Origin of the sequence: Synechococcus sp. CBW1006 (assembly GCF_015840525.1) — a bacterium.
Taxonomy (GTDB): domain Bacteria; phylum Cyanobacteriota; class Cyanobacteriia; order PCC-6307; family Cyanobiaceae; genus CBW1002.
The window spans coordinates 3,721,860-3,744,280 of the sequence record NZ_CP060396.1; the positions used below are offsets into that span (position 1 = coordinate 3,721,860).

General features: G+C 68.0%; 17 protein-coding genes. 16 read left to right on the forward strand and 1 reads right to left on the reverse strand.

The features are described from left to right. Positions 1 to 30: 30 nt before the first annotated feature. The 12 genes from H8F26_RS18430 to ggt all read left to right on the forward strand — a co-directional run bounded on the left by H8F26_RS18430 (position 31) and on the right by ggt (position 17,898). Positions 31 to 1,110 carry an RNA polymerase sigma factor RpoD/SigA gene (locus tag H8F26_RS18430; protein WP_197156396.1) on the forward strand — a complete coding sequence of 360 codons (1,080 nt, stop codon included), beginning with the start codon at positions 31 to 33 and terminating at the stop codon, positions 1,108 to 1,110. 3 nt (positions 1,111 to 1,113) lie between these two features. Continuing rightward, the gene (locus H8F26_RS18435) at positions 1,114 to 2,466 is read left to right on the forward strand and encodes a diguanylate cyclase domain-containing protein (RefSeq protein WP_197156405.1); all 1,353 of its coding nucleotides are present in this window, start codon (positions 1,114 to 1,116) and stop codon (positions 2,464 to 2,466) included. A 47-nt stretch (positions 2,467 to 2,513) separates the two neighbouring features. Further along, positions 2,514 to 3,002 carry a YajQ family cyclic di-GMP-binding protein gene (locus H8F26_RS18440; RefSeq protein WP_197156407.1) on the forward strand — a complete coding sequence of 163 codons (489 nt, stop codon included), beginning with the start codon at positions 2,514 to 2,516 and terminating at the stop codon, positions 3,000 to 3,002. A gap of 140 nt (positions 3,003 to 3,142) precedes the next feature. Continuing rightward, positions 3,143 to 4,414 (forward strand): radical SAM/SPASM domain-containing protein, encoded by a 1,272-nt coding sequence (locus tag H8F26_RS18445; protein ID WP_197156409.1) that lies wholly within the window; start codon positions 3,143 to 3,145, stop codon positions 4,412 to 4,414. Further along, complete coding sequence (locus H8F26_RS18450) at positions 4,405 to 5,424, forward strand: hypothetical protein (protein WP_197156411.1); 1,020 nt, start codon at positions 4,405 to 4,407, stop codon at positions 5,422 to 5,424. Before H8F26_RS18445 ends, H8F26_RS18450 begins: the two co-directional genes overlap by 10 nt. A gap of 16 nt (positions 5,425 to 5,440) precedes the next feature. After that, positions 5,441 to 5,944: a hypothetical protein gene (locus H8F26_RS18455; protein ID WP_197156413.1), complete on the forward strand. Its 504-nt coding sequence runs from the start codon at positions 5,441 to 5,443 to the stop codon at positions 5,942 to 5,944. Beyond that, positions 5,941 to 6,903, forward strand: a complete 963-nt coding sequence (locus H8F26_RS18460) for a hypothetical protein (protein WP_197156415.1) — start codon at positions 5,941 to 5,943, stop codon at positions 6,901 to 6,903. Before H8F26_RS18455 ends, H8F26_RS18460 begins: the two co-directional genes overlap by 4 nt. Continuing rightward, complete coding sequence (locus tag H8F26_RS18465) at positions 6,882 to 9,665, forward strand: PEP/pyruvate-binding domain-containing protein (RefSeq protein ID WP_197156417.1); 2,784 nt, start codon at positions 6,882 to 6,884, stop codon at positions 9,663 to 9,665. The genes H8F26_RS18460 and H8F26_RS18465 overlap by 22 nt, the downstream gene beginning before the upstream one ends. 11 nt (positions 9,666 to 9,676) lie before the next feature. Further along, positions 9,677 to 10,867 carry a DUF3419 family protein gene (locus H8F26_RS18470; protein ID WP_197156418.1) on the forward strand — a complete coding sequence of 397 codons (1,191 nt, stop codon included), beginning with the start codon at positions 9,677 to 9,679 and terminating at the stop codon, positions 10,865 to 10,867. Between the two features lie 79 nt (positions 10,868 to 10,946). Further along, the gene (locus tag H8F26_RS18475; RefSeq protein WP_197156420.1) at positions 10,947 to 11,918 is read left to right on the forward strand and encodes a GNAT family N-acetyltransferase; all 972 of its coding nucleotides are present in this window, start codon (positions 10,947 to 10,949) and stop codon (positions 11,916 to 11,918) included. A 5-nt stretch (positions 11,919 to 11,923) separates the two neighbouring features. Continuing rightward, positions 11,924 to 15,934, forward strand: a complete 4,011-nt coding sequence (locus H8F26_RS19745) for a hydantoinase B/oxoprolinase family protein (protein WP_231605342.1) — start codon at positions 11,924 to 11,926, stop codon at positions 15,932 to 15,934. After that, on the forward strand, positions 15,934 to 17,898 hold the full coding sequence (ggt, locus tag H8F26_RS18490) for a gamma-glutamyltransferase (protein WP_197156422.1): 1,965 nt from the start codon (positions 15,934 to 15,936) through the stop codon (positions 17,896 to 17,898). The genes H8F26_RS19745 and ggt overlap by 1 nt, the downstream gene beginning before the upstream one ends. Before the next feature lie 25 nt (positions 17,899 to 17,923). Here ggt and H8F26_RS18495 read toward each other — a convergent pair whose 3' ends face one another. After that, entirely contained in the window at positions 17,924 to 18,436 is a 513-nt protein-coding gene (locus H8F26_RS18495) for an HdeD family acid-resistance protein (RefSeq protein ID WP_197156424.1), read from the reverse strand. Positions 18,437 to 18,589: 153 nt separating this feature from the next. Here H8F26_RS18495 and H8F26_RS18500 point away from each other — a divergent pair, with 153 nt between their 5' ends. Genes H8F26_RS18500 through H8F26_RS18515 form a run of 4 tightly spaced genes read left to right on the forward strand, consistent with a single transcriptional unit; the run spans position 18,590 to position 22,420 of the window. Beyond that, positions 18,590 to 19,087, forward strand: a complete 498-nt coding sequence (locus tag H8F26_RS18500; protein ID WP_197156426.1) for a DUF2231 domain-containing protein — start codon at positions 18,590 to 18,592, stop codon at positions 19,085 to 19,087. Further along, positions 19,087 to 19,710, forward strand: a complete 624-nt coding sequence (locus H8F26_RS18505; RefSeq protein ID WP_197156428.1) for a DUF2231 domain-containing protein — start codon at positions 19,087 to 19,089, stop codon at positions 19,708 to 19,710. Before H8F26_RS18500 ends, H8F26_RS18505 begins: the two co-directional genes overlap by 1 nt. 57 nt (positions 19,711 to 19,767) lie before the next feature. Then, positions 19,768 to 20,718 carry a cytochrome c oxidase subunit II gene (locus tag H8F26_RS18510; RefSeq protein ID WP_197156430.1) on the forward strand — a complete coding sequence of 317 codons (951 nt, stop codon included), beginning with the start codon at positions 19,768 to 19,770 and terminating at the stop codon, positions 20,716 to 20,718. A gap of 10 nt (positions 20,719 to 20,728) precedes the next feature. Beyond that, on the forward strand, positions 20,729 to 22,420 hold the full coding sequence (locus H8F26_RS18515; RefSeq protein ID WP_197156432.1) for a cbb3-type cytochrome c oxidase subunit I: 1,692 nt from the start codon (positions 20,729 to 20,731) through the stop codon (positions 22,418 to 22,420). The last annotated feature ends 1 nt before the right edge of the window (position 22,421 follow it).

The following is a 22,421-nucleotide window of genomic DNA, read 5'->3' on the forward strand; positions in this document are numbered from 1 at the left end:
CAAGCGTCGAGATAACTATCGAAGAGGTGCTTGTTTGACGCAAAGGTGCAGCCCACGCCAAACAGATGTATCTATCGGCACTTCCGGCGTAATGTGAAACCAAAAGCAGGTGATCCATTCACCGGCTTTCCATACCGGAGGGGCACGTTTCCAACCCGAAAGACCCATGGACCTTGGCTGACTGAAAGAGGGGCGCAAGACGCCGTAACGCCTGATTGTTCATCTTTCCTTCCAATGTCATACTCTCCGTTGCCTCTTGATTCAGGGTCCGATGGACTCACGGAATATTTGTATTTATTGCGACGAGTTCCGCTGCTCACGGCATCAGAGGAACTTCACCTGGCCGCCATCGTGCAGCAATGGCTGAAGGATCCCCAGCCCACGAAAGCTCTGCGTTGCAGTGCGGAGAGAGCCAGAAACCGGATGGTGTCCGCCAATCTCAGGCTGGTGGTGATGATTGCACGCCGATACAGCAGTCGTCTCGATGGCCTTCATCTGGAAATGCTTGATTTGCTGCAGGCCGGCAACCTGGGCTTGATTGAGGCCGTGGAGCGATTTGATCCGAAACGAGGCTATAAGTTTTCTACCTACGCCTTCTGGTGGATTCGCAAAGCGATCGGCAATTGCTTGAGGGAATCGGGCTCTCCCATCCGCATCCCGGTCCCGATGATCACCCTGGTCAGCCGCGCCCATAGGCTGCAGGCCCGCTCCGATCGGAGCCTCACAACCCGCGAGCTGGCTGCTGCGCTTGATGTGGAGGAGGAGCGGCTGGAGGCCTCGCTTCGTGCCGTTCGACACAGCCGCATGACCTCCCTGCATCAGCCGATTGCCGGCGCAACAGACGATCTCTGCCTCATCGATGCGATTGCCGATGAGCGTGTTCCGGTGCTGGAAGAGGATTACCGGTGGTTGCGGGAACAGGTGGATGCACTGGATCACCGGGAGCGCCGTCTTCTGAGCTTGCGTTATGCCGAACCGGATGGTCGCTCCCTGAGCTCCACCGCAGAGATGATGGGGCTGACCAAAGGTGTGGTTCAGAATCTGGAGCGACAGACCTTTCGGAAGCTGCGCCGTTGTCTGGCGCCGGTTCTTGATCCCTGCACGGCCTGAGGCATGACTGCGCAACTGGGTCCTGCCAATGCTGCCAGGATCATTCAAGTCGATGTCGATCAGCCCTACCGCGCCATCGTCGAGCAGATGGGCCATGGCGTGCTCACCCTCTCCAGTTCCGGTGCGGTGCACTACGCCAATCAGGCTCTGGCAGACCTGATCGGCCATGCCCGTGAGACCCTTTGCGGGCAACCCTTCACCGCGCTGACGCCCTCCAGCCAATGGCCCACGGTGGATCGCCTGCGGCAGGTGTCTCCAGGCCGCACCGAACAGGCCGAGCTGGTGCTGCTGCATCGCAACGGGGAGCCCGTTCTCACCCTGATGAGCAGCAGCGGCCTCCGCAATGGTGACCTCGAGACCCAGTGTCTGGTTGCCACCGATCTGAGCGGCCTGGCTCCAGTACACCTCGATCGGGGCAGTGAGACCTACCGACACCGGCTGTTGACCGAGGCGCTCTCGGCGTTTCTGGTGGAAATCGACGCAGACCGCTGCATCCGCTGGATCACCCCCTCGGTGCGATCCCTGCTCGGCTGGACCTCCCATCAACTGCTGGGTGGCAGCCTCGCTGAACTCCTGCCGGACGTCGATCTCCTGCCGGACTTCAATCCCGCCCAGGCCTTCGCCCTCTGCCCGGATCAGCAGAGTGTGCTGCGCCTTCGGGCCAGCGATGGCACCGACCGATGGATGCGCTGCCTCTGCTGGCCCCTGGCCGGCGAGGGACGTGCCTGCTGTGGCTGGATTCTTGCCTTTCAGGATGGGGCCGCCGCAGAGCGGATCAACGGCGACAGCTCCCATCGACGGGCACCACAGGGGGAGGCCGGCATCGGCAGCGATCGCCTCACAGGCCTGATGAACCGCACGGCTCTCGTGCAACGGTTGAGCCAGCTGGATCATTCCCGCTGGCGCCGCTGCCAGCCCGTGGGGCTGGCCTGCTGGGATCTCGATGCGTTCAGGCTCCTGAACCAGAGCTATGGCCGCGAGGCCGGCGATCAGGTGCTGCGCTCCCTTGCCGATCGCCTGCGCCGGCTGGTGCTGCCCAGCGATCTGATGGCCCGTCTGGGCGGCGATCAGCTGGTGGCGGTCTTCGCCGGCATGGGCAGCCTCGAGGAAGTGGTGCAACTGGCCGAATCGATCCGCAGGGTTCTGGCACTGCCGCTGCCGGTGAGCGGCCACTGGATCCGGCCACGGCTCAGCGTGGGGGTGACCCTCGAGCAGCCGGGCGACTGCCCCGAAGATCTGCTCAGCCGCACCTGCCGAGCCCTGCGCCAGGCCAAGTCCCAGGGCGGGAATCGGGGCTTTCCCGTGGCAGTGCCGCCGCTGCAGGCTGCCCATCCGGATCTGGCCAGCTGCTGCTGAGCCGCCAGACACATACGATTTGCTTGAGGCCTTCACTCTCTGCGCGAATGAGCTCCTACTCCTTCGATGTCGTGTCCGATTTCGATCGCCAGGAGCTGGTGAACGCCATTGATCAGGTGCGCCGCGAGGTGATCCAGCGCTACGACCTCAAGGACTCCGGCACCGAAATCGAGCTGGAGGAGACCAGCCTGGTGATCACCACCGCCAGCGAGATGACCCTGCAGGCGGTGGAAGACGTGCTGCGCCAGAAGGCGACCAAACGGGATCTTTCGCTCAAGATCTTCGATTTCCAGACTCCCGAACCGGCCGGTGGCAACCGGGTGCGGCAAGTGGTGACCCTCCGCAAGGGTCTGAGCCCGGAGCTGGCCAAATCGCTGAGCAAGAAAGTGCGTGACACCATCAAGAAGGTCACTGTGGCGATCCAGGGCGAAAGCCTGCGGATCACCGGCAAGAACAAGGATGACCTGCAGCAGGTGATCGCTCTGCTCAGGAGCGAAGATCTGGAGGTGCCGCTCCAGTTCGAGAACTACCGCTGAACTGAAACCGCTGAACTGAAAACACTGAGCCCAGGCCGCGCCAGGACCCTGAGGCGCCAGCGGCTTTCTTAAGATAATCGTTAGAAACGTCCAGGCGCAGACGGGCCCCATACCTTGAAGGGTCGGAACATTGCGGCACGATGCGCGGACTCGCCCAGCTGCGGAAGTTACGGCTGAGCTGGTTCCTGCTCAGCCATGGCCTGGGCAGCGCCCATGATTTCGTGGATGTGCTCTACCGCATCTATCTGAATCACAGCAAGATCATCCATTTTCGTGATGGATTTCCTGTTTATTCCCTCTCCACCCCGGCACTGTTCAGCCGCCCGGCCCATCACTTCATTGCCCGCACGCTCTACCGCGGCATCCAGAATCGCAACATCCCCAATCTGATGAGTCTGGCCGTCACCGACGGCTGCAACGCTCGCTGCAGCCACTGCAGCTTTTATCAGGGCGTCGAGGAACCCGGCCGCCCGCTGCTGAGCCTTGAGCAGACCCGGGAACTGATCCGTCAGGCCCAGGAGCTGGGCGTTTCGATCATCAACCTGGTGGGCGGTGAACCGCTGCAGCGACCCGATCTGAGCGAGATCATCCGCAGCGTCAACAAGGATCTCTCCACCGTGCTGCTGTTCACCAATGGCTGGCATCTGGCGGAGCAGGCGGTGGCCCTGCGCCGCGCCGGCCTCGACAGCGTCTACGTGAGCCTCGATGCCGCCGATGCGGCTCGCCATGACCAGCGCCGGGGCCTGCCGGGGCTGTTCGTGCGGGCCCTGCAGGGGCTGCGGGCGGCGCGCCGGCAGGGATTGTCGGTGGGCATCTCGGCCACCCTCACCCCGGAGGACTATGCCGCCGGCGAACTGGAGCGGCTGGTGGAGCTGGCCCGCCGGGTCGGTGCCCACGAAGTGCTGGTCTTCGATGCGCTGCCCAGCGGTCGGTTGCAGCACCGCGATGATCTGGTGGATCGCGAGGGCCATGCCGGTGGCGACGACTGGGTGGAGCGGATGATCCGCTCGGCCGATGGCTGGAATGCGGATCCGCGCTATCCCGGCGTGGTGTTTTCGGCTTACATCAGCAGCCACCGCAGTGTGGGCTGCGCCTGCGGCACGAGTTACTTCTATCTATCCCCCTATGGCGATGTGATGTCGTGTGATTTCAACCACGCCATCTTCGGCAATGCCGTGCAGGAACCGCTCTGGCGGGTCTGGCAGCGCCTCAGCGACGATCCAGATTTCCAGCGGGCCAAGTGGGGCGGCTGCAAGGTGAAGGATTCCGGGTTTCGCGCCAAACCCACCGTGCGGGGCGGGGCGGCCACCACTGTTCCATCGATTGCTCCATCACTTGTTCCATCGGTTGCTCCCTCGCCAGATCAGACCGTGTCTGCCGGAAGTGCCGCTGAGCCTTCACCATGGCCCTGACCCCCCTGCTGCTCACTGCCTGTGCGGTGGATCGCAGCCTCACCGGTGCCTCCTTCGGCTTTGTGGCCGCCGTGATCCTGCTCGGCCTGGCGGCGCTTGCCTGGCTGGCACGCTTCCGGGATCGGATACCGAGCCGGCTGGGTCTGATGGCCGTGGGGGTGCTGATCTTCGAGCTGTTCACGGCGCCGATGTGGCACAACGCCCACCTGGGCCGCTGGGCCTATCTCTACCAGGATGTCAGCTGGGTTCTGACCTTCGGTTGGAGCGTCTTTTTCCTGCTGGTGGTGGAGATCATCGACCAACTCCGGCCCCGCTGGCGAGCCTGGCGGCGCTTCACCGTGCAGCTGCTGCTGATCACGCTGCTCACCCTGCCCCTGGAAATTCTGGTCGTGCAGTTGGGCATCCGCAGCTATGCGCCCGAAGTGCTGGATGCCGTGGTGGGGGGCTTTGTAGCTGGGGTGCCGCTGCAGCTGCTGTTCTACGTGCCCGTGTTCACCTCCCTGGTGCTGTGCTTCTACAAGTACTGGTGCCTGGTGCTGGAAGATCCATTGCTGCTGCCGATGCGGCGGATTCACTGGGGTCGCGGCCTGGGCCTGACCCTGGTGGCGGTGCTGCTGTTTGAAGTGATGGTGGAGCCCATGGTCGACAACCGTGGATTTCCGGCCTGGTCGATGCTCTATCGCGACATCAGTGTGTTGATGAGCGGCCTCTGGATCCTGATGATCGCCATCACCGCCGCCGTTGTGTCGTCTTCCTTTGCGCACCGTCCGATCGCCCAGAGATTCGTGCTGGCGCTGATGGTGGCCACCTCCATCGCCCTGCCGATCGAATACACCCTCTGGAGCCTGGGGATCCGGGTTTATGGAGCCAGCGCCGTGGCGAACTTCTCGGGATTCACGATTCCGCTGCTGGGGGCTCCGATTGAAATCGCCTTTGCGATTCCCTGTTATCTGGCCCTGATCATCTGCTTCGTTCGCTACTGGGACATCGTGATCGACAACCATCTCTGAACGGCTTGATGCATCCATGACCTCCGCCTCTCCACCACCGCCGTCACTGCCGGGCACCCCATCCAAGCGCCCCGCACCCAGGCGGAAAGCCCCATCGCTACAAGCCGTGCTGTGGCTGCTGCTGCTGGGCCTGCCGGTGCTGCTGATCGGCCTGGTGGTGATGACAGGATCCGTGGGCAATGCCGCAGCACTTCTGTTCGTTTCGGTGGTCTGCACGGCCGGAATCGGCGGGGTGTTCTGGCTTGCCCTGGCCCTGCTGATCGGCTGGATGCTGAATTTGATCCTGCCCGGCCCACTGCGGAGGCCCCTGACCTTGCCCGCGACGGGCAGCGACCCGATGGTGACGCGGCTCACCACCTATGCCGGCCGTGCCCAGCAGCAGGGCATGGCACCGGAGCGGATCCGCCGGGATCTGGCCCGTGGCGGTTGGAGTTCGGTGCAGATCGAGGCGGCCCTGGCCGATTCCCGCCCCACCGATTCCCGCCCCGCCGATTCCCACCCAACCAAAGCCCAGCCATGACCGGGGTGATCCGCTCCCCCCTGGCGCTGCGATTGTGGCAATACCAGCGGGAACGTTTTCCCCTGCTGAAGCATGGGCCACTGATCCTGGTGTTCAGCGGCGCGGCCGTGGGCTACGGCGCCGCCCTGCAGGCCAGGGCCGCGAGTGTGCTGGCGCTGCTGGCGGGATCGGTGGTGGCCCTGCTGCTGTTTCTGCAGATGCGCATTGCCGATGAATTCAAGGACCTGGACGACGACCGCCGCTGGCGGCCCTACCGGGCGGTGCCGCGCGGACTGGTGAGCCTGCGGGAGCTGGCCGGGGTGGGGGTAGTGGCTACGGCCGTGCAGCTGGCCCTGGTGCTGGCGATCGCGCCCACGGCTCTGGGGGCTCTGGCCGTGCTCTGGGGCTACCTGCTGCTGATGTGCGCCGAATTCGGCTGTCGCCGCTGGCTCAAGGCCCACCTGGTGGTCTACGTCTTGAGCCACATGGTGATCGTGCCGCTGCTGGCCCTTCTGCTGATCGGGCTGCAGAGCGGTGCCGTCCAGGGCGGGGCTTTGCCGCCGGTCCCTCTGCTGCTCTATCTGATCACCGCCTATCTGGCCGGACTGGTGATCGAACTCGGTCGCAAGATCCGGGCACCGATCGCCGAAGAGCCGGGGGTCGAGACCTGGAGCGCCCTCTGGGGCCTGCGGCCGGCTCTGACCCTGTGGTGGTGCTGCCTGCTGGCCTCCGGCGGGGCGGCGCTGCTGGCGGCGATGGCTGTCGGCGGTGGCGTGATGGAGATCCAGGCTGGTGCCCTGGTGGCGCTGGTGCTGGTGCCGCTCCTGGTGGTGCTTTGGTTGCGGCTGCGCCGGCTACCGGCCCTGCTTGAAGGTGCCGCTGAGGGGGGCGCCGAACCCCTGGCCCTGGCGACGGCCCTGTGGATCCTGGCCCTCTACCTCAGCCTGGGCTGGCCTGGATGGCTGGTGGGACGGGGTTGAGCATGGAGGTGCATGGCCGCGAGGCCTGGTGGATCCCCCTGGAGCAAGGGCCTGAGGTCACCCCGGAACGGGAGGAGGAGCTGGCAAAACGGCTGGGCGGCAAGGCGGCTGCCCTGCGCCGGCTGGCAGGCCTGGGCCATCCCGTGGGGCCGGCGCTTGTGATCCTGCCGGAGGCCTTCGCCCTGGCCCTGGAACCCGACCACCCCTGCCCCCGCCGCCTGCCCGACTGGCTGGAGGCCGACATGCGCCGGGCCGTGCAGAGTCAGTTGCCCAGCGGAGGTCGGCTGGCGGTGCGGTCTTCTGCGCCTCAGGAAGACGGACGACAGCGCAGCTTTGCGGGGCAATACACCTCCGTGCTGGAGGTGGAGCCAGACGACCTCGCTCGAGCGGTGCTGGCGGTGTGGGCCTCGGCGTTCGAGCCGTCGGTGCGGGCCTACAGCTCGGCGGCAGCCTCCACCCCAGCCCCCGTCACAGCGCCGGCCGTGCTGGTGCAACCGATGCGCCGGCCCCTGGTGGCCGGGGTGGCGTTCAGCGCCGATCCGCTCACCGGGCAGCGGGGCGTGACCGTGATCCAGGCGGTGGCGGGCGTGGCCGCCGATCTGCTGGCGGGAAGGGCCGAAGGCGACCTGTACCGCCTCAGCTGGGACGACCGGATCCTGGAGAGTCGCCCCCTCCAGGCCGGTCGGCCCCTGCTGGACAGGCAACGTCTGCTGGCGGTGCATCACCTAGTGCGCCAGGTCGCCCGCGACTGCGGCACCCCCCAGGACGTGGAATGGGCCCTCGAGGCACCGGAGCGGCCGGGGGGGCCAGAACGCCTCTGGCTGCTGCAGGCCCGCCCGATCACCACCCTGGCGCGGGTCGCCGATCCCGATGGCGTCGTGGCGCTGTGGGACAACAGCAACATCGTGGAGAGCTACAGCGGTGTCACCACCCCGCTCACCTTCTCCTTCGCCCGCAAGGCCTACACCGAGGTCTACACCCAGTTCTGTCTGTTCATGGGGGTGCCCGCCAGCCGCGTGCGCCGGCATCGGCGGGTGTTCGCCACCATGATCGGCTTCCTGGAGGGGCGGATCTACTACAACCTCCACAGCTGGTATCGGGTGCTGTCGCTGCTGCCGGGGTATGGGCTCAATGCCGCCTTCCTCGAGCAGATGCTCGGGGTGCAGCAACCGCTGGAGCCCCGTCAACGGGAGCAGCTGCGGCTGGAGCCACCGGTGCCTCCCCTGCGGGATCTGCTGCGGCTGGTGCGGGCGAGCGGCTCCCTGCTGGGCAACTACCTCACGCTGGAGCGGCGGCGGCGCCACTTTCTGGCCCGGCTGGATCGGGTGCTGCCCGCTGCCCACGAGGCCACGGCGCTGGCGGAAGCCCGGCCGGATCAGCTGGTGGAGCGCTACCGCGCCATCGAAGCGGAGTTGCTCAACCGCTGGGATGCGCCCCTGATCAACGACTTCTACGCCATGGTGCTGCACGGCGTTCTGGGCCGCCTGCTGGAACGCTGGGGCCTCGATGCGGGCGGGGGCCTGCGCAATGCCTGGATCAGCGAGATCGGATCGGTGATCAGCAGCGAACCGCCCCGTCGCATCGCCGCGATGGCGGCGCTGGTGGTGGAACTGGACGTGGAGCAGCCTGCTCTGGTGACCCTGCTGCGGCGCGGCTCCCTGCCGGCCATCCGCCGCGCCCTGGCCACCGTGCCCGAGCTGGAGGCAGCGTTGAACGATTACCTCGCCGTGTTCGGCGATCGCTGCCTGGAGGAACTCAAGCTCGAGAGCCTCACCCTCCGCGACGATCCCCTGCCCCTGCTGCGCACCCTCGGGGCCGCTGCTGCTGCTGCGGCCGCGATGACGGCGCGAAGCCAACAGGGACCTTCCTCGGGACCGGCAGCTCCACGGGACCAGACTCCGGCTCAAGGCCTGGCCAGGGCTCAGGTTCAGGCCACGGCTCAAGCCACGGACTCGGCACCTCTGCAGTCCGCACGGGTGTTGCGCGGGCCCCAGCGCTGGCTGCTGTTCGGATTACGTCGTCAGCTGCGGCGGCTGGTGGCGAACCGGGAGAACCTGCGCTTCGAGCGCACCCGCGTGTTCGGCCTGGCCCGGCGCCTGCTGCTGGAGCTGGGCCGTCGCCTGGCCGCCCTCGATCGTCTCGACCGCGCCGAGGATGTGTTCTTCCTGGAGGTGGACGAGGTGATGGCGGTGGTGGAGGGCAATGGCACCACCACAGACCTGCGCGGCCTCGTCGCCCTGCGCCGCGCCGAATGGCAGCGGCACGGCCGTCAGCCGCCCCTGCCGAGGCGCTTTGAAACCCGGGGCCTGCCGACGCTCGACCTGCCGCCGCCTCCGAAGCCAGCCTCTCCCCTCAGCGATCCCGGGGATTCGGCCGCAGAACAGGTGGCCGCATCCACCGCTGAATCCGTCTGGCAAGGCACGGCCTGTTCCCCCGGGCGCGTGCGGGGCAAGGTGGCACTGGTGAACAATCCGCGGGCCTGGCTGGAGGGGCCGGGGGCCACCGCCAACGAACCGCGCATCCTGGTGGCCGCCTGCACCGATCCGGGCTGGGTGCTGCTCTTCCCCCAGGCCTGCGCCCTGCTGGTGGAGCGGGGCAGCGTGCTCTCCCATGTGGCGATCGTGGCGCGGGAGCTGGGGCTGCCCATGGTCACCGAGCTGGCCGGCCTCAGCTCCCTGCTGCAGAACGACGACTGGCTGGAGATCGATGGCGGCAGCGGATTGGTCCGCCGCTGCGCTGGCCCCGAACCCGGCACCTGGTGATGGGGCCAAGGATGTCCCACCTGCTCTATGGCCAGTGCTGGGAGGATGCCGATCGGCTGGTGGAGGCCCTGGCACCCCTGCAGGGCTGCCGCGTGCTCTCGATCGCCTCCGGCGGCGAGAACAGCCTGGCCCTGCTCGCTGAAGGGGCCAGCCAGGTGGTCGCCATCGACCGCCATCCCGCCCAGATCGCCCTGCTCGCCCTCAAGGCCGCGGCCTACGGCTGCCTGGATCCGAGCGAGCTGCTGGTGTTTCTGGGGGCCTGGGAACAACCTGAGGAGCCAGCGACTGGGGATCTGTCACTCGCGGGCCCGCAGTCTTCTTCTCCAGCCGTGGGCCTGCACCGGCTGGAGCTCTACCGGCGCTGCCGCGAGCGGCTCGATGCCGCCTCCCTCCAGTTCTGGGACCGGCAGCCGCAGCTGATCGCAGCGGGGGTGCTGCAGGCCGGACGGTTTGAGCGCTACCTGGCCCGTTTCCGCCGCTGGATCGTGCCCCGCCTGGCGGATCCCGACGGCTGGCAGGCGCTGCTGGAGGGGCTGAATGCTGAGGAACGCAGCGCCTGGTTCCAGCGCCGCTGGCAGAGCCGCGGCCAGCGGCTGCTGCTCCATCTGGTGTTCTCGCGTCTCCTGCTGGGCGGACTGGGCACCAGCCCGCAGCAGGTGCTCTACGGCAAGGGCTCCCAGAGCCGGCAGCTGGTGGAGCGCCTGCGCCATGCCCTGATCGCCCTGGATCCCGCCGAGAATCCCTACCTGCACTGGATCCTGAGGGGCCGCTTCGGGGCCCATCTGCCCCGGGCCCTGCGGCCTGAGGTGGTGCCGCTGGTGCGCCGCAACCTGGCGGCGCTCCGCCTGCAGACCACCTCTCTGGAGGCGTACCTGGCCTCGACCCACCCGTCCGAGCGCTTCGATCGGTTCAACCTCAGCAACCTCTTCGACTACCAGTCGCCACTTGCCACGGCGGAGCTGTTGGGCGCCCTGCGCCGCCGTTCGGCCCCAGGTGGCCGCCTGGTCTGCTGGAACCGCCACGCCGACCGCGACTGCCGCCTGGCGCCGCCGGCAAGCTGGCAGGACCAGGCGGACCTGGCAGCGGAGCTGCACCGGCGCGACCGGGTCTTCTTCTACAAGCGCCTGGTGGTGGCGGACGCCAGGATGGACTGGAGCCTGGCCGGGGAGGTCTGCGATCAACGCCGCCGTTCTGCCGCTTGATCCAGGCTCGGCTGCAGCGGCCGGCACCCATCCCCTGGCCGGCAGCCCTCTGCTGGCCGGCGATGAGGCCTGGAGGGTGGTGGTGGATGGGCGGGAGCGGGCCCGCTGCACCCTCTGGTGGAACCACACGCCGACCATCGCCGGTGGGCGGCTGGGAACGATCGGCGCCCTGTCTGGCCGTGGTCCGAGCGCGTTCCAACCCACCGGCGGCGATGCTGTCGCCGCCGATCTCTCCACCGATTTCGCAACCGATCTCACCGCCGCCCGCACCCTGCTCGATCACGCCTGCCGGCGCCTGGAGACGCAGGGCTGCACCCAGGTGCTGGCCCCGATGAACGGCAGCAGCTGGCAGCCCTACCGCTGCCGCGAGCCGATGAGTCCGGCAGCTGCAGCACCTGACCCGCTGGCGGGTTTCGGGGGCGAGCCCCTGCCCGGCCCCGAATGGATCGCGCCCCTGAGCCGCTGCGGTTTCCGCGTGCTACAGCGCTACCACTCCTTTCTCTGCAACGACCTCACCCAGCGGCGGCGGCGCGGCAGGCCCACCCGCCTGGAGACCCTGCGGATCTGCAGAGCCTCGGAGCTCGACGCGACGGCCGGGCTGGCCCAGGTCCAGGCTCTGCTGCCCCAGGTCCACGGCCTGCTGCATCGGGCCTTCCAGCGGCAACCCTGGTTTCTGCCGCTGCCCCTGGACACCTTCTGCCGGCTCCAGCTCCAGAGCGGCGGCCTGGCCAGCATCGATCCCCACAGCAGCCTGCTGGCCTTCGCCGGCGAGCAGCTTGTGGGTCTGCTGCTGGCCCATCCCGCCGATGCCAGCGGCACCACCCTGGTGATCCGCACCCTGGCGGTGCTGCCGGGCCGCCCCTGGGCAGGGCTGGGGAGGCTGCTGCTGGAGCAGGCCCACGCCGCGGCCCAGCAGCGGGGCTTCCGGCAGGTGGTGCATGCCCTGATGCTGGAGAACGGAGCCGGGCAGGCCCTGAGCCGGCACTACGCTCGCCCCCTGAGGAGTTACGTGCTGCTGGGCCGCCGCCTCGGCCCCGGCCCGGGGGAGTGATCGGCATGACGCATCAGCCCGCCTCCGGCTGGCGGTTCTGGATCGACCGGGGTGGCACCTTCACCGATGTGGTGGGCCGCGATCCCCAGGGCCAGCTGCACGTCTCCAAGGTGCTGTCGGTGCAGCCCCACCGCCGGGGCGATCCCGCCGTGCGGGCCCTGAGGCAGATGGCAGAGCTGGCGGAGCAGGCGCCCATCCCCGCCGGCTTGATCGAGGAGGTGCGTCTGGGCACCACCGTGGCCACCAATGCCCTGCTGGAGCGCTGCGGCCAGCCGGCGGTGCTGCTGATCAACCAGGGCCTCAGCGACCTGCCCTGGATCGGAGATCAGCACCGGCCGGATCTGTTCGCGCTGCGGATCGTACGGCCCGAGCCCCTGCTGGAGCGGGTGATCGCCGTGGAGGGTCGGCTCACGGCATCGGGAGCGGAGCTGCGCCCCCTGCAGCTGGATGGACGCCTGGAAGCGGAGCTGCGTGCCGCCTTGGCCGAGGGCATCCGCGGCTGTGCCGTGGCCCTGCTCCACAGCGTGCGCAATCCCGACCACGAAAGGCGGCTGGGGGCCTGGCTGGAGCAGCTCGGCTTCGATCCGGTGGTGCTCTCCCATCGGCTCAGTCCACAGCCCCGGCTGCTGCCTCGCTGCCAGACCAGCCTGGCCGAGGCCAGCATCGCCCCGGTGCTGGGCAGCTATCTGGCCCAGGTGGAGGCGGCCCTGGGCACGGCCACGCGCCTGCGGGTGATGCAGTCGAGCGGGGGCCTGGCCGCGCCACGCCAGCTCCATGCCAAGGACACGATCCTCTCCGGCCCCGCCGGCGGCATGGTGGGTGCCGTGCGCGTGGCCGAGGCGGCGGGGCTGGGATCGAGCCCGATCGTGGGTTTCGACATGGGCGGCACCTCCACCGATGTGTTCCACTTCGATCCCGGCCGTGGCGCCCTGGCCTGGGACCGGAGCGCCGAGACCGAGATCGGCGGCCTGCTGCTGCAGGCGCCCCGGCTGCCGATCCACACGGTGGCCTCCGGTGGCGGGTCGGTGCTCCACTACGACGGCGAGCGGCTGCAGGTGGGGCCCCGCTCGGCGGGCGCCGATCCGGGTCCGGCCTGTTACCGCAACGGCGGCCCCCTCACGGTGACCGACGCCAACCTGCTGCTCGGTCGCCTGCAGGCGACGCACTTTCCGGCGGTGTTCGGCGTCGATGGCGACCAGCCCCCCGATCGGGGCGTGGTCGAGCAGGGGTTTGCGGCTCTGGCGGCCGCCATGGGCGCCGCCTGCATGGGTACGGCCTACACGGCGGAAGCGGTAGCCGAGGGCGCGCTGGCGGTGGCGATCGAGCGGATGGCTGAGGCGATCCGGCGGATCTCGATCCAACGCGGCCACGACATCCGTCAGGCGGTGCTGGTCTGCTACGGCGGCGCCGGCGGTCAGCATGCCTGCCGCCTGGCGGAAGCTCTGGGGGTGCGCCGGGTGCTGCTGCACCCCCTCGCCGGTGTGTTGTCGGCCTATGGCATCGGGCTGGCCGAACAACGGCAGTTGTTGCAGCGGAACCTGCGCCAACCCCTCGATGCCGTCCTGCTCGAGGCACTGCCCGGCCACGCGGAGCAGCTGCTGGCCCAGGGCCGGGCCCGGCTCGAGGCCGCTGGCGATTCCCTCGTGGATCTGGCGGTGGAGGTGCAGCTGGAGCTGCGGCTGCCGGGCAGTGAGCAGGGGCTGCGGCTGAGCTGGCCCAACGACCTGGCCGGGCTGCGGCGCGGCTTCATCGCCGCCCACCAACGGCGCTTCGGCTATGTGCCCGGGAGCTCGGCAGCCTCGACAACACCCCTGGAGGAGCGGGCGGAGGAGGCGAACGCCCCTGATCTGCCCCTGCCTGAACTGCCCCTGCCTGAACTGCCCCTGATGCCTGAACTGCCCCTGATGGTGGAGCTGCTGGAGCTGGAGGTGGTGAGTGGTCGGGGTTCAGCGAAGCCGGCCAGCGCCGGGCCTGTGGACCGAGATCGAAGCAGCCCAGGCCAGCCTTCAGGCCGGTCCGAAGCCGAGACCAAGTCAGAAACCAAGTTCGAGACCAAGTCCAAAACCAAGTCTGAGATCAAGTCCCAGTCCGGATCCGCGTTCGGGCCCTGGTCCGGGTCTGAGCCAGCAACGCAGCCCCATCCACAACCCGATCAGGACGCAGACACCGCACGGCTGTATCTGCCGGCCCAGGGCTGGTGCCGGGTGCCGCTGCTGCAACGCCACCAGTTGAAGGGCGGCGGTGACCTGAACGGCCCGGCCCTGATCGCCGAGACCACCGGCATGGTGGTGCTCGAACCCGGCTGGTCAGCCCGAGCCCTGGCCGGAGGCGAGCTGCTGCTGCAGGCGATCGCGTCCGCCTCGCCAGCATCCAGCGGTTCAGCAGCCGAGCCCGCCCATCCGGCAGCCCCCACGGCGAAAGCCGAGCTCAGGGCAGCTGCCGATCCGGTGCGGCTGGAGCTCTACAACCACCGCTTCGCCGCCATCGCCGAGCAGATGGGGGTGCGCCTGCAGCAGACCAGCCAGTCGGTGAACATCCGCGAGCGGCTCGATTTCTCCTGCGCCCTGTTTGATCACCAGGGGCGGCTGGTGGCCAACGCCCCCCACATCCCGGTGCATCTGGGCTCGATGGGCGCCAGCGTGCTCAGCCTGCTGCGGGCCGTGGCTGAGGGTCGCCTGCCGCCCCTGCGCCCCGGCGATGCGATCGCCAGCAACGACCCCTACGACGGCGGCACCCACCTGCCGGACATCACCGTGGTGACGCCGGTGTTCGCCGGGGCAGCGGGCGGTGCCGCGCCGGTCCTGTTCGTGGCCTGCCGCGGCCACCACGCCGATGTGGGCGGCATCACGCCGGGATCGATGCCGCCCTTCAGCCGCAGCATCGGCGAGGAGGGCTTGCTCCTGAGGAACGTGCCGCTGCTGGCCGGCGGCCGCTTTGATCGAGCGGCCTGGGAGGAGCGGCTGGGCAGTGCCACACCACCGGTGCGCAACCCCGGCCAGCTGCTGGCCGATCTGCAGGCCCAGGTGGCGGCGAATCAGCTGGGGGTGCGGGAGCTGCAGAGCCTGATCGAGCGGGAGGGGCTGCAGGAGGTGCAGGCCTACCTGGGGCATGTGCAGGCCAACGCCGCGGCGGCGGTGCGCCGCCTGCTGGAGAGCCTGCAGGGCGGACAGCACAGGGTCGAACTCGATCACGGCGGCCAGATTCAGGTGGCGGTTCGGGTCGATCGGCAGGCCCGCCGGGCCGTGGTGGATTTCAGCGGCACCTCCCCCCAGCAGCCCGACAATGCCAACGCGCCCCTGGCCGTGACCCGGGCCGTGGTGCTCTACGTGTTCCGCTGCCTGGTGGGGGAGGAGATTCCGCTCAACGAGGGTTGCTTCGAGCCCCTGGAGATCGTGGTGCCACCGGGATGCCTGCTCCATCCGCAGCCGCCCGCGGCGGTGGTGGCCGGCAATGTGGAAACCTCCCAGGCGGTGGCCAATGCCCTGTTCGGCGCCCTGGGCGTGATGGCAGCAGCGCAGGGAACGATGAACAACCTCAGCTTCGGCAACGACCGCTGCCAGTACTACGAAACCATCTGTGGCGGCACCGGTGCCGGCATCGATCGTCAGGGGCGGGGCTTCGCCGGAGCGGCGGCGGTGCAGAGCCACATGACCAACTCGCGCCTCACCGATCCGGAAATCCTGGAAGACCGCTACCCGGTGCTGCTGGAGCGCTTTGCGATCCGCCGCGGCAGCGGGGGTGCCGGCCACTGGCCCGGCGGGGATGGGGTGGTGCGCGACCTGCGCTTCCTGGAGCCGATGACCGTGTCGCTGCTGAGCGGCTCGCGGCGGGTGCCACCCTTCGGCCTGGCGGGCGGACAGCCGGGCCGGTGCGGCACCGATCGGTTGCGGCGCGCCGATGGGAGCCTGGAGGCCGTGGCCGGTTGCGCTGAGCTTGCCGTGGAGCCCGGCGATCGGCTGGTGGTGGAAACTCCGGGCGGCGGCGGCTTTGGCGCCATGGAGCAGGGAGACGTCTGATGCACCGCTCACCCGGGCCCTCCCCCCATCACCATCTCCGAGAGGGCAACCGCCGAGCCCAGCTCCGAGGCGGCATTCGCCCTTCGACTGGCGTTCTGGCAGCGGCAGGCGTCCTGGCCCTTCTGGGCCAGCCAATCGGCTCGGCCTCAGCCCTTGAACAATCGACTCGGCTCGCCGCTGCCGTTCCGGGCCCGCCCCAGCCGGCCGCCGCCGATCTGCAGGAGCGACGGCAGCGCTTCTATCCGCTCTGGTCGCCGCGGGGGGTGGTGGCCAGCCAGGACCGCCTCGCCTCGGAGGTGGGTGCGGCGACCCTGCGGGCCGGGGGCAATGCGGTGGATGCGGCGGTGGCCACGGCCTTCGCCCTGGCGGTGACCCTGCCCCAGGCGGGCAACATCGGCGGCGGCGGCTTCCTGGTGCTCTGGTTACCCGGAGCCTCACCGGCAGCGGCCCGTGGCTGCCCGCTGGAGCGCGATCCCGAGCTGCGTCTGGGGGGTGGCACTGCCGTGGCAGTGAATTTCCGCGAAAAGGCGCCCCTGGCGGCCCGGCCCGACCTGTTCCTGCGCGCCGATGGCACGGTGGACCGGCAGCGGGCCACCCGCAGCCTGCTCAGCACCGGTGTGCCCGGCACGGTGGCGGGCCTGACCCTGGCCCAGCACTGCTATGGCCGCCTGCCGCTGCGGAACGTTCTGGCACCAGCGATCGACCTCGCCCGAGAGGGTTTCCGGGTCGGCCGGGTACTGAGCGATTCCCTCACCGCTGCCGCCCCGCTGCTGCAGGCCGATCCCACCTCCCGGCGCCTGTTCTTCGGGGCGAATGCGCCGGCCTCGACTTCCCACCCTGCCGCTGCACCGCGCCCCCTCGCGCCGGGGGAGCTGCTGGTCCAGCCGGAGCTGGCGGACACCCTCAGCCGCATCGCTTCCGAGGGGGAGCGCGGCTTCTACCGGGGCCCCACGGCCGAGAACCTGGTGGCCCTGATGCGCGAGCGCGGTGGCCTGATCCGCCACGACGATCTGCAGGCCTACCGGGCCCAGCTGGTGCGGCCGCTCAGCACGCAGTTCCGCGGTGCCACCGTGCTCACCCAGCCGCCCCCCAGCAGCGGCGTGACCCTGCTGCAACTGCTGAAGCTGCTCGAACCGCTGGATCTCGAAGCGAGCGGCCTCAATGGTGCCGCCACGATCCACCCGATGGTGGAAGCGATGAATCTGGCCTTCCGCGACCGCAACGCCCTGCTCGGCGATCCCGATCAGGTGGCGGTGCCCCTGGATCGCTTGCTCGATCCGGCTCGGCTCGCCGCCCAGCGGCGCAGCATCAACGGGCGACGGCACCGGCCCGCGGCGGAGCTGGCGGCCGAACCAGCCCTGGGCCGGGAGGGAACCAACACCACCCACCTCTCGGTGGCAGACGCCCAGGGAGGCTTGGTGGCCCTCACGACCACGCTCAACTTCGCCTACGGCAACGGTGTCAGCGTGCCGGGCGCGGGTTATCTGCTTAACAATGAAATGGACGATTTCACCGCCCTGCCCGGTGCGGCTAATGCCTTCGGGCTGCGGCAGGGCGAGGCGAACGCCATCGCCCCAGGCCGAAGGCCGCTGAGCTCGATGAGCCCCACCCTGGTGTTCCGCGCCAATGGGGAGCCCTGGCTGGCCACCGGAACCCCCGGCGGCAGCCGCATCATCACCACAGTGCTGCAGGTACTGCTCAATCGCCTGGTGTTCGGGCTCAACCTGGCCGGGGCAGTGGCCTCACCGCGGCTGCACAGCCAGCTCTGGCCCGATCAGATCAGCCTGGAGCAGGGCTTCAGCCCAGACACGATCGATCTGCTCGAGAAGCTGGGCCACCACGTGGTGAAGACGGCGGCGATGGGATCGGCCAACAGCGTGGAGGTGGTGCCCAAGGCAGCCGGTGGCGGCAGCCTCGGGGTCGCGGATCCGCGCCGCCCCGAAGGAGCCACCGTGGCGGAGTGAAGATCAACTGCCGTGCATCATTGGCTCACTCGGCGGCAGGGGCCGCGGTGAGCAGATTCACCCCAGAAAAGGCCAGGGCGATACCGAACAGGGTGCCGATCGCCCAGAGGCTGTCGGCCGGCCATTCGGCGATCAGCATCACCCCCAGGATCGCCGTGACGATGCCATCCAGCAGCACCAGGCCGCGGGCCGGAGCCGCACTGCCGGCCGCCGCTGCCAGCTCCATCACACCCTCGAAGGCCAGCAGGAAACCCACGAACAGGGTGAGACTCACTTCGCTGCTCACAGGGAAGAAGAGGATCCACACGCCACCGGCCAGATAGAGCAGGCCCGATAGACCGCGCAGCACCTTGGCCTGGGTGGTGGGCACGCCACTGATGCGCAGAAACTGGGAGATACCGGCCGCCATGGCCACACCGCCGATGCCGATGGTGAGCAGGGTGGCGGAGACGAAGGGCATCACAATCGCCAGACCGGCCGCTGCAAACAGCAGTCCGGCGGTGATCCAGCGCAGCAGGGGAGAGGCGGGAGCAGCCACAGCAATCAACAACGGCGTCTTGAAAAGCTAATCGCGGCCATCGCGACTTTCGGTGTGCAAATGCCGATGCAACTGTCGCAATCCATCACAGAGCCCGCGCTTCCTGCCAGCTCCGCGCAAGGTTGGATGTAATGCCGGCCCGATGCTGTCCGCATGCTCGAGCTGCTGCCCCCCCTCAACGATCACAACCTCCCCTGGATGGACACGATCCATCCGATCGTTGTCCATTTCGTGATCGCCATGGCGGTGATCAGCGTGATCTTTGATTTCATCGGCGTGTTCGCCAGACGGCCCAACCTGTTCGAGGTGAGCTTCTGGAATCTGCTGGTCGCCACGGTGGCGATCTTCGTGGCGATCATCTTCGGCCAGATCGAGGCTGGCCTGGCCTCGCCCTACGGCGCCTCGCGCGACATCCTCAATCTGCACAGCACGATCGGCTGGTCGCTGGCCGCCGTGCTCGCGGTGCTGTCCGCCTGGCGCTACGTGATCCGCAGCCGGGATCCCCGCAGCCTCCCCCTGCCGTTTCTCGGAGCTGGCGCCGTGCTCGGTGTGCTCGTGGCCGTACAGGTCACCCTGGGCAACCAGCTGATCTGGATCTACGGCCTGCACACCGTGAAGGTGGTTGAAGCCCTGCGCGCCGCCCAGATCTGATGGCCCTTCTCTACCTGCCCGAACCACCACCGATCGAGCAGATTGCGGCACGCCTGGGGCCGAACGGGCTGCCCTATGCGATTCCGATTCACCCCACCTTGGTGCATTTCACGATCGGCCTGTTCGTGATCGCCATTGCCTTTGATGTGGTGGGTGCGCTCTATCCCCTTGAGAAGCGTGTGTTCCGCTTCCTGGCGCTGCCGATCACGCGCTCCGGCTTTCACGATGTGGGCTGGTACAACCTGCTGGCCTGTGCGGTGCTCAGCTTCTTCACCGTGGCGGCAGGCTTCGGCGAGATGTTGCTGGCGGTGCCGCTGCCCGATGTGACCAGCGCCCTTGGCCTGCAGAGCATGGCCACCATGGTTTGGCACGGCGTCGGCGGCGTGGCCCTGCTGCTGGTGATCGTGGCGATGACGATCTGGCGGGGTCTGCAGCGCTTTCGCTGGCGCCAGGACCTGGGCCGCCAGGTGCAATGGAGCTACCTGCTGGTCGGCCTGGGCCTGTTTGCGGTGCTGGGGTTGCACGGCACCCTCGGCGCCGAACTGGCCGCCGAATTCGGCGTGCACGTCACCGCCGATCAACTGCTGGCGGCGGGTCTCGCCCTGGGTGAGGGGCTGCCCTGATCCCGGCCTGACCCCCAAAACCTCGCCCCGTTCAGTTCCGCCCAGTCCCGCCCCGCCATGACCGACCTCTCCGCCGCCAGCGCTGGCCCGCTCCGCCCCAGGACCCTGGGATTGGTGGCGATCGCGCTGCTGCTCGATGGGGTCGCCAGCCTGCGTATGGCCGACTGGTCGCACCAGTGGCTGCCGCTGCCAGCATCAGCGGCGGCGCCCTACGTGGACGATCTCTTCGCCCTGGAAACGGGGATCGGCACCTTCATCTTCCTGGGGTGCGTGTCCGTGATCGGCTGGACGTTGCTGTTCAACCGTGCCCCCAAATACGACATGGACGACGGTGACCCGATCGAGGGGAACCTGCGGCTGGAGATCACCTGGACGATCATTCCCCTGGTGATCGTGATGCTGATCGCCTGGCACGCCATCCGCGTCAGCGACACCCTCGCCACCCTCGGCGGCAAGGTGCGCGTCACCGGCACGGCCGAAGCCATGGCGCTGGCTGAGCCGGGTGGCGTGGCAGCAGCCGGCGGCTTCGGCCCGATCGAGGTGATCGGCCGACAGTGGTCGTGGGAGTTCGTCTATCCCAACGGCGTGCACAGCACCGAACTGCACCTGCCCTTGAACCTGCGCTCCAGCTTCCACCTGATCGCCACGGATGTGATCCACGGCTTCTTCATCCCGGCCTTCCGGTTGAAGCAGGACATGATCCCCGGCAGCGTGATCGATTACAGCCTCATCCCCACCCGCGAGGGCCGTTACCGGCTGCGCGATTCGATGTTCAGCGGTGGTTACTTCTCCTCCAACCAGACCGACGTGGTGGTGGAAAGCGAGGCCAACTTCCAGCGCTGGCTGGAGCAGGCCGCCCGGCAGCCGCTGAAACCTGGCTACAACGAGGCCCGACTGCTCTACGAGAAGCGACTGGCCGAGGGAGATCGCGGCTGGGCCACCGTGCCGCCGGCCCCACCCCCCTTGGTGCATGTGAGCACCGATCCCGCCGCCGTTCATGTGTCCTGAGCCTGCCACCATGTCGTCCTCCGTCTCGTTCGATCCGCGGGTTCTCAAGACACCCCATCCAGTGCCGGGAGCACCGGACAACTGGAAGCGATTCTTCAGCTTCAACACCGATGCCAAGGTGATCGGCATCCAGTACATCGCCACAGCCCTGTTCTATCTGCTGGTGGGGGGTGTGCTGGCGATGATCATGCGGGGTGAGCTGATCACACCACCGGCGGATCTGGTCGATCCATCCGTCTACAACGGCCTCTACACCATGCATGGAACAGTGATGCTGTTCCTGTTCCTGTTTCCGATCCTCAACGGCCTCAACAACCTGTTGATCCCGCCGATGATCGGCGCGCCGGACATGGCCTTTCCCCGCCTGAATGCGGCGGCCTTCTGGCTGTTTCCCGTCTTCGGCGTGATTCTGATGGCCAGCTTTCTGGTGCCCGGTGGACCCTCAGGCTCCGGCTGGTGGGCCTATCCGCCGCAGAGCATCCAGAACCCGCTCGGCCACTTTGTCAACGGCCAGTTCCTCTGGATCCTGGCGGTGGCCCTGTCGGGAATCTCCTCGATCATGGGGGCGATCAATTTCGTCACCACGATCATCCGCATGCGGGCCCCGGGCATGGGCTGGTTCCGCCTGCCGATCTTCTGCTGGACGGCGATGGCCGCCCAGACCATCCAGCTGGTGGGGCTGCCGGTGCTCACTGCCGGGGCGGTGCTGCTGCTGTTCGATCTCAGCTTCGGTACCAGCTTTTACCGACCGGAAGGTGGCGGGGATCCGATGCTGTATCAGCATTTCTTCTGGTTCTATTCCCACCCCGCCGTCTACGTGATGGTGCTCCCGGTGTTCGGCATCTTTTCCGAACTGTTCCCCGTTTACGCCCGCAAGCCCTTGTTTGGCTACAAGGTGGTGGCGATCGCCTCCTTCGGCATCACCGTGCTGAGCCTGATCGTGTGGGTGCACCACATGTTCTACAGCGGCACACCGCAGTGGATGCGCAACCTCTTCATGGTCACCACCATGCTGATCGCCGTTCCCACCGGCATCAAGGTGTTCGCCTGGATCGCCACGCTCTGGCGCGGCAAGCTGCGGCTCACCACGGCGATGTTGTTCTGCCTGGGCGGCCTGGTGAACTTCATCTTCGCCGGCATCACCGGTGTGATGCTGGCCACCGTGCCGGTGGATATTCATGTGGGCAACACCTACTTCGTGGTGGGCCATTTCCACACGGTGATCTTCTCCACCATCACCTTTGGGGTCTATGCCGGCATCTACCACTGGTTCCCCAAATTCACCGGCCGCATGACCTATGAGGGCCTCGGCAAACTCCATTTCGCTCTCACCTTCGTGGGTGCCCAGCTCAATTTCATCCCCATGCACTGGGCCGGGCTGATGGGCATGCCCCGCCGGGTGGCCTCCTACGACCCGGAGTTCGCCTTCGCCAACGTGCTCGCCAGCCTCGGTGCCTTCCTGCTGGGGGTAGCCATGATTCCGTTCATCCTCAACATCGTCAGCTCCTGGGCGCGCGGACCGAAGGCGCCACCCAACCCCTGGCAGGCGATCGGGCTGGAGTGGCTGCTGCCCTCACCACCGCCAGCTGAAAACTTCGAAGACGACGTTCCCACCGTGATCAGCGGCCCCTACGGCTATGGCCTGAACAAGCCCCTGGTCGAGAACGAAGCGCACTATGTCGCCCGCGCCCTGGAGGCCTGAT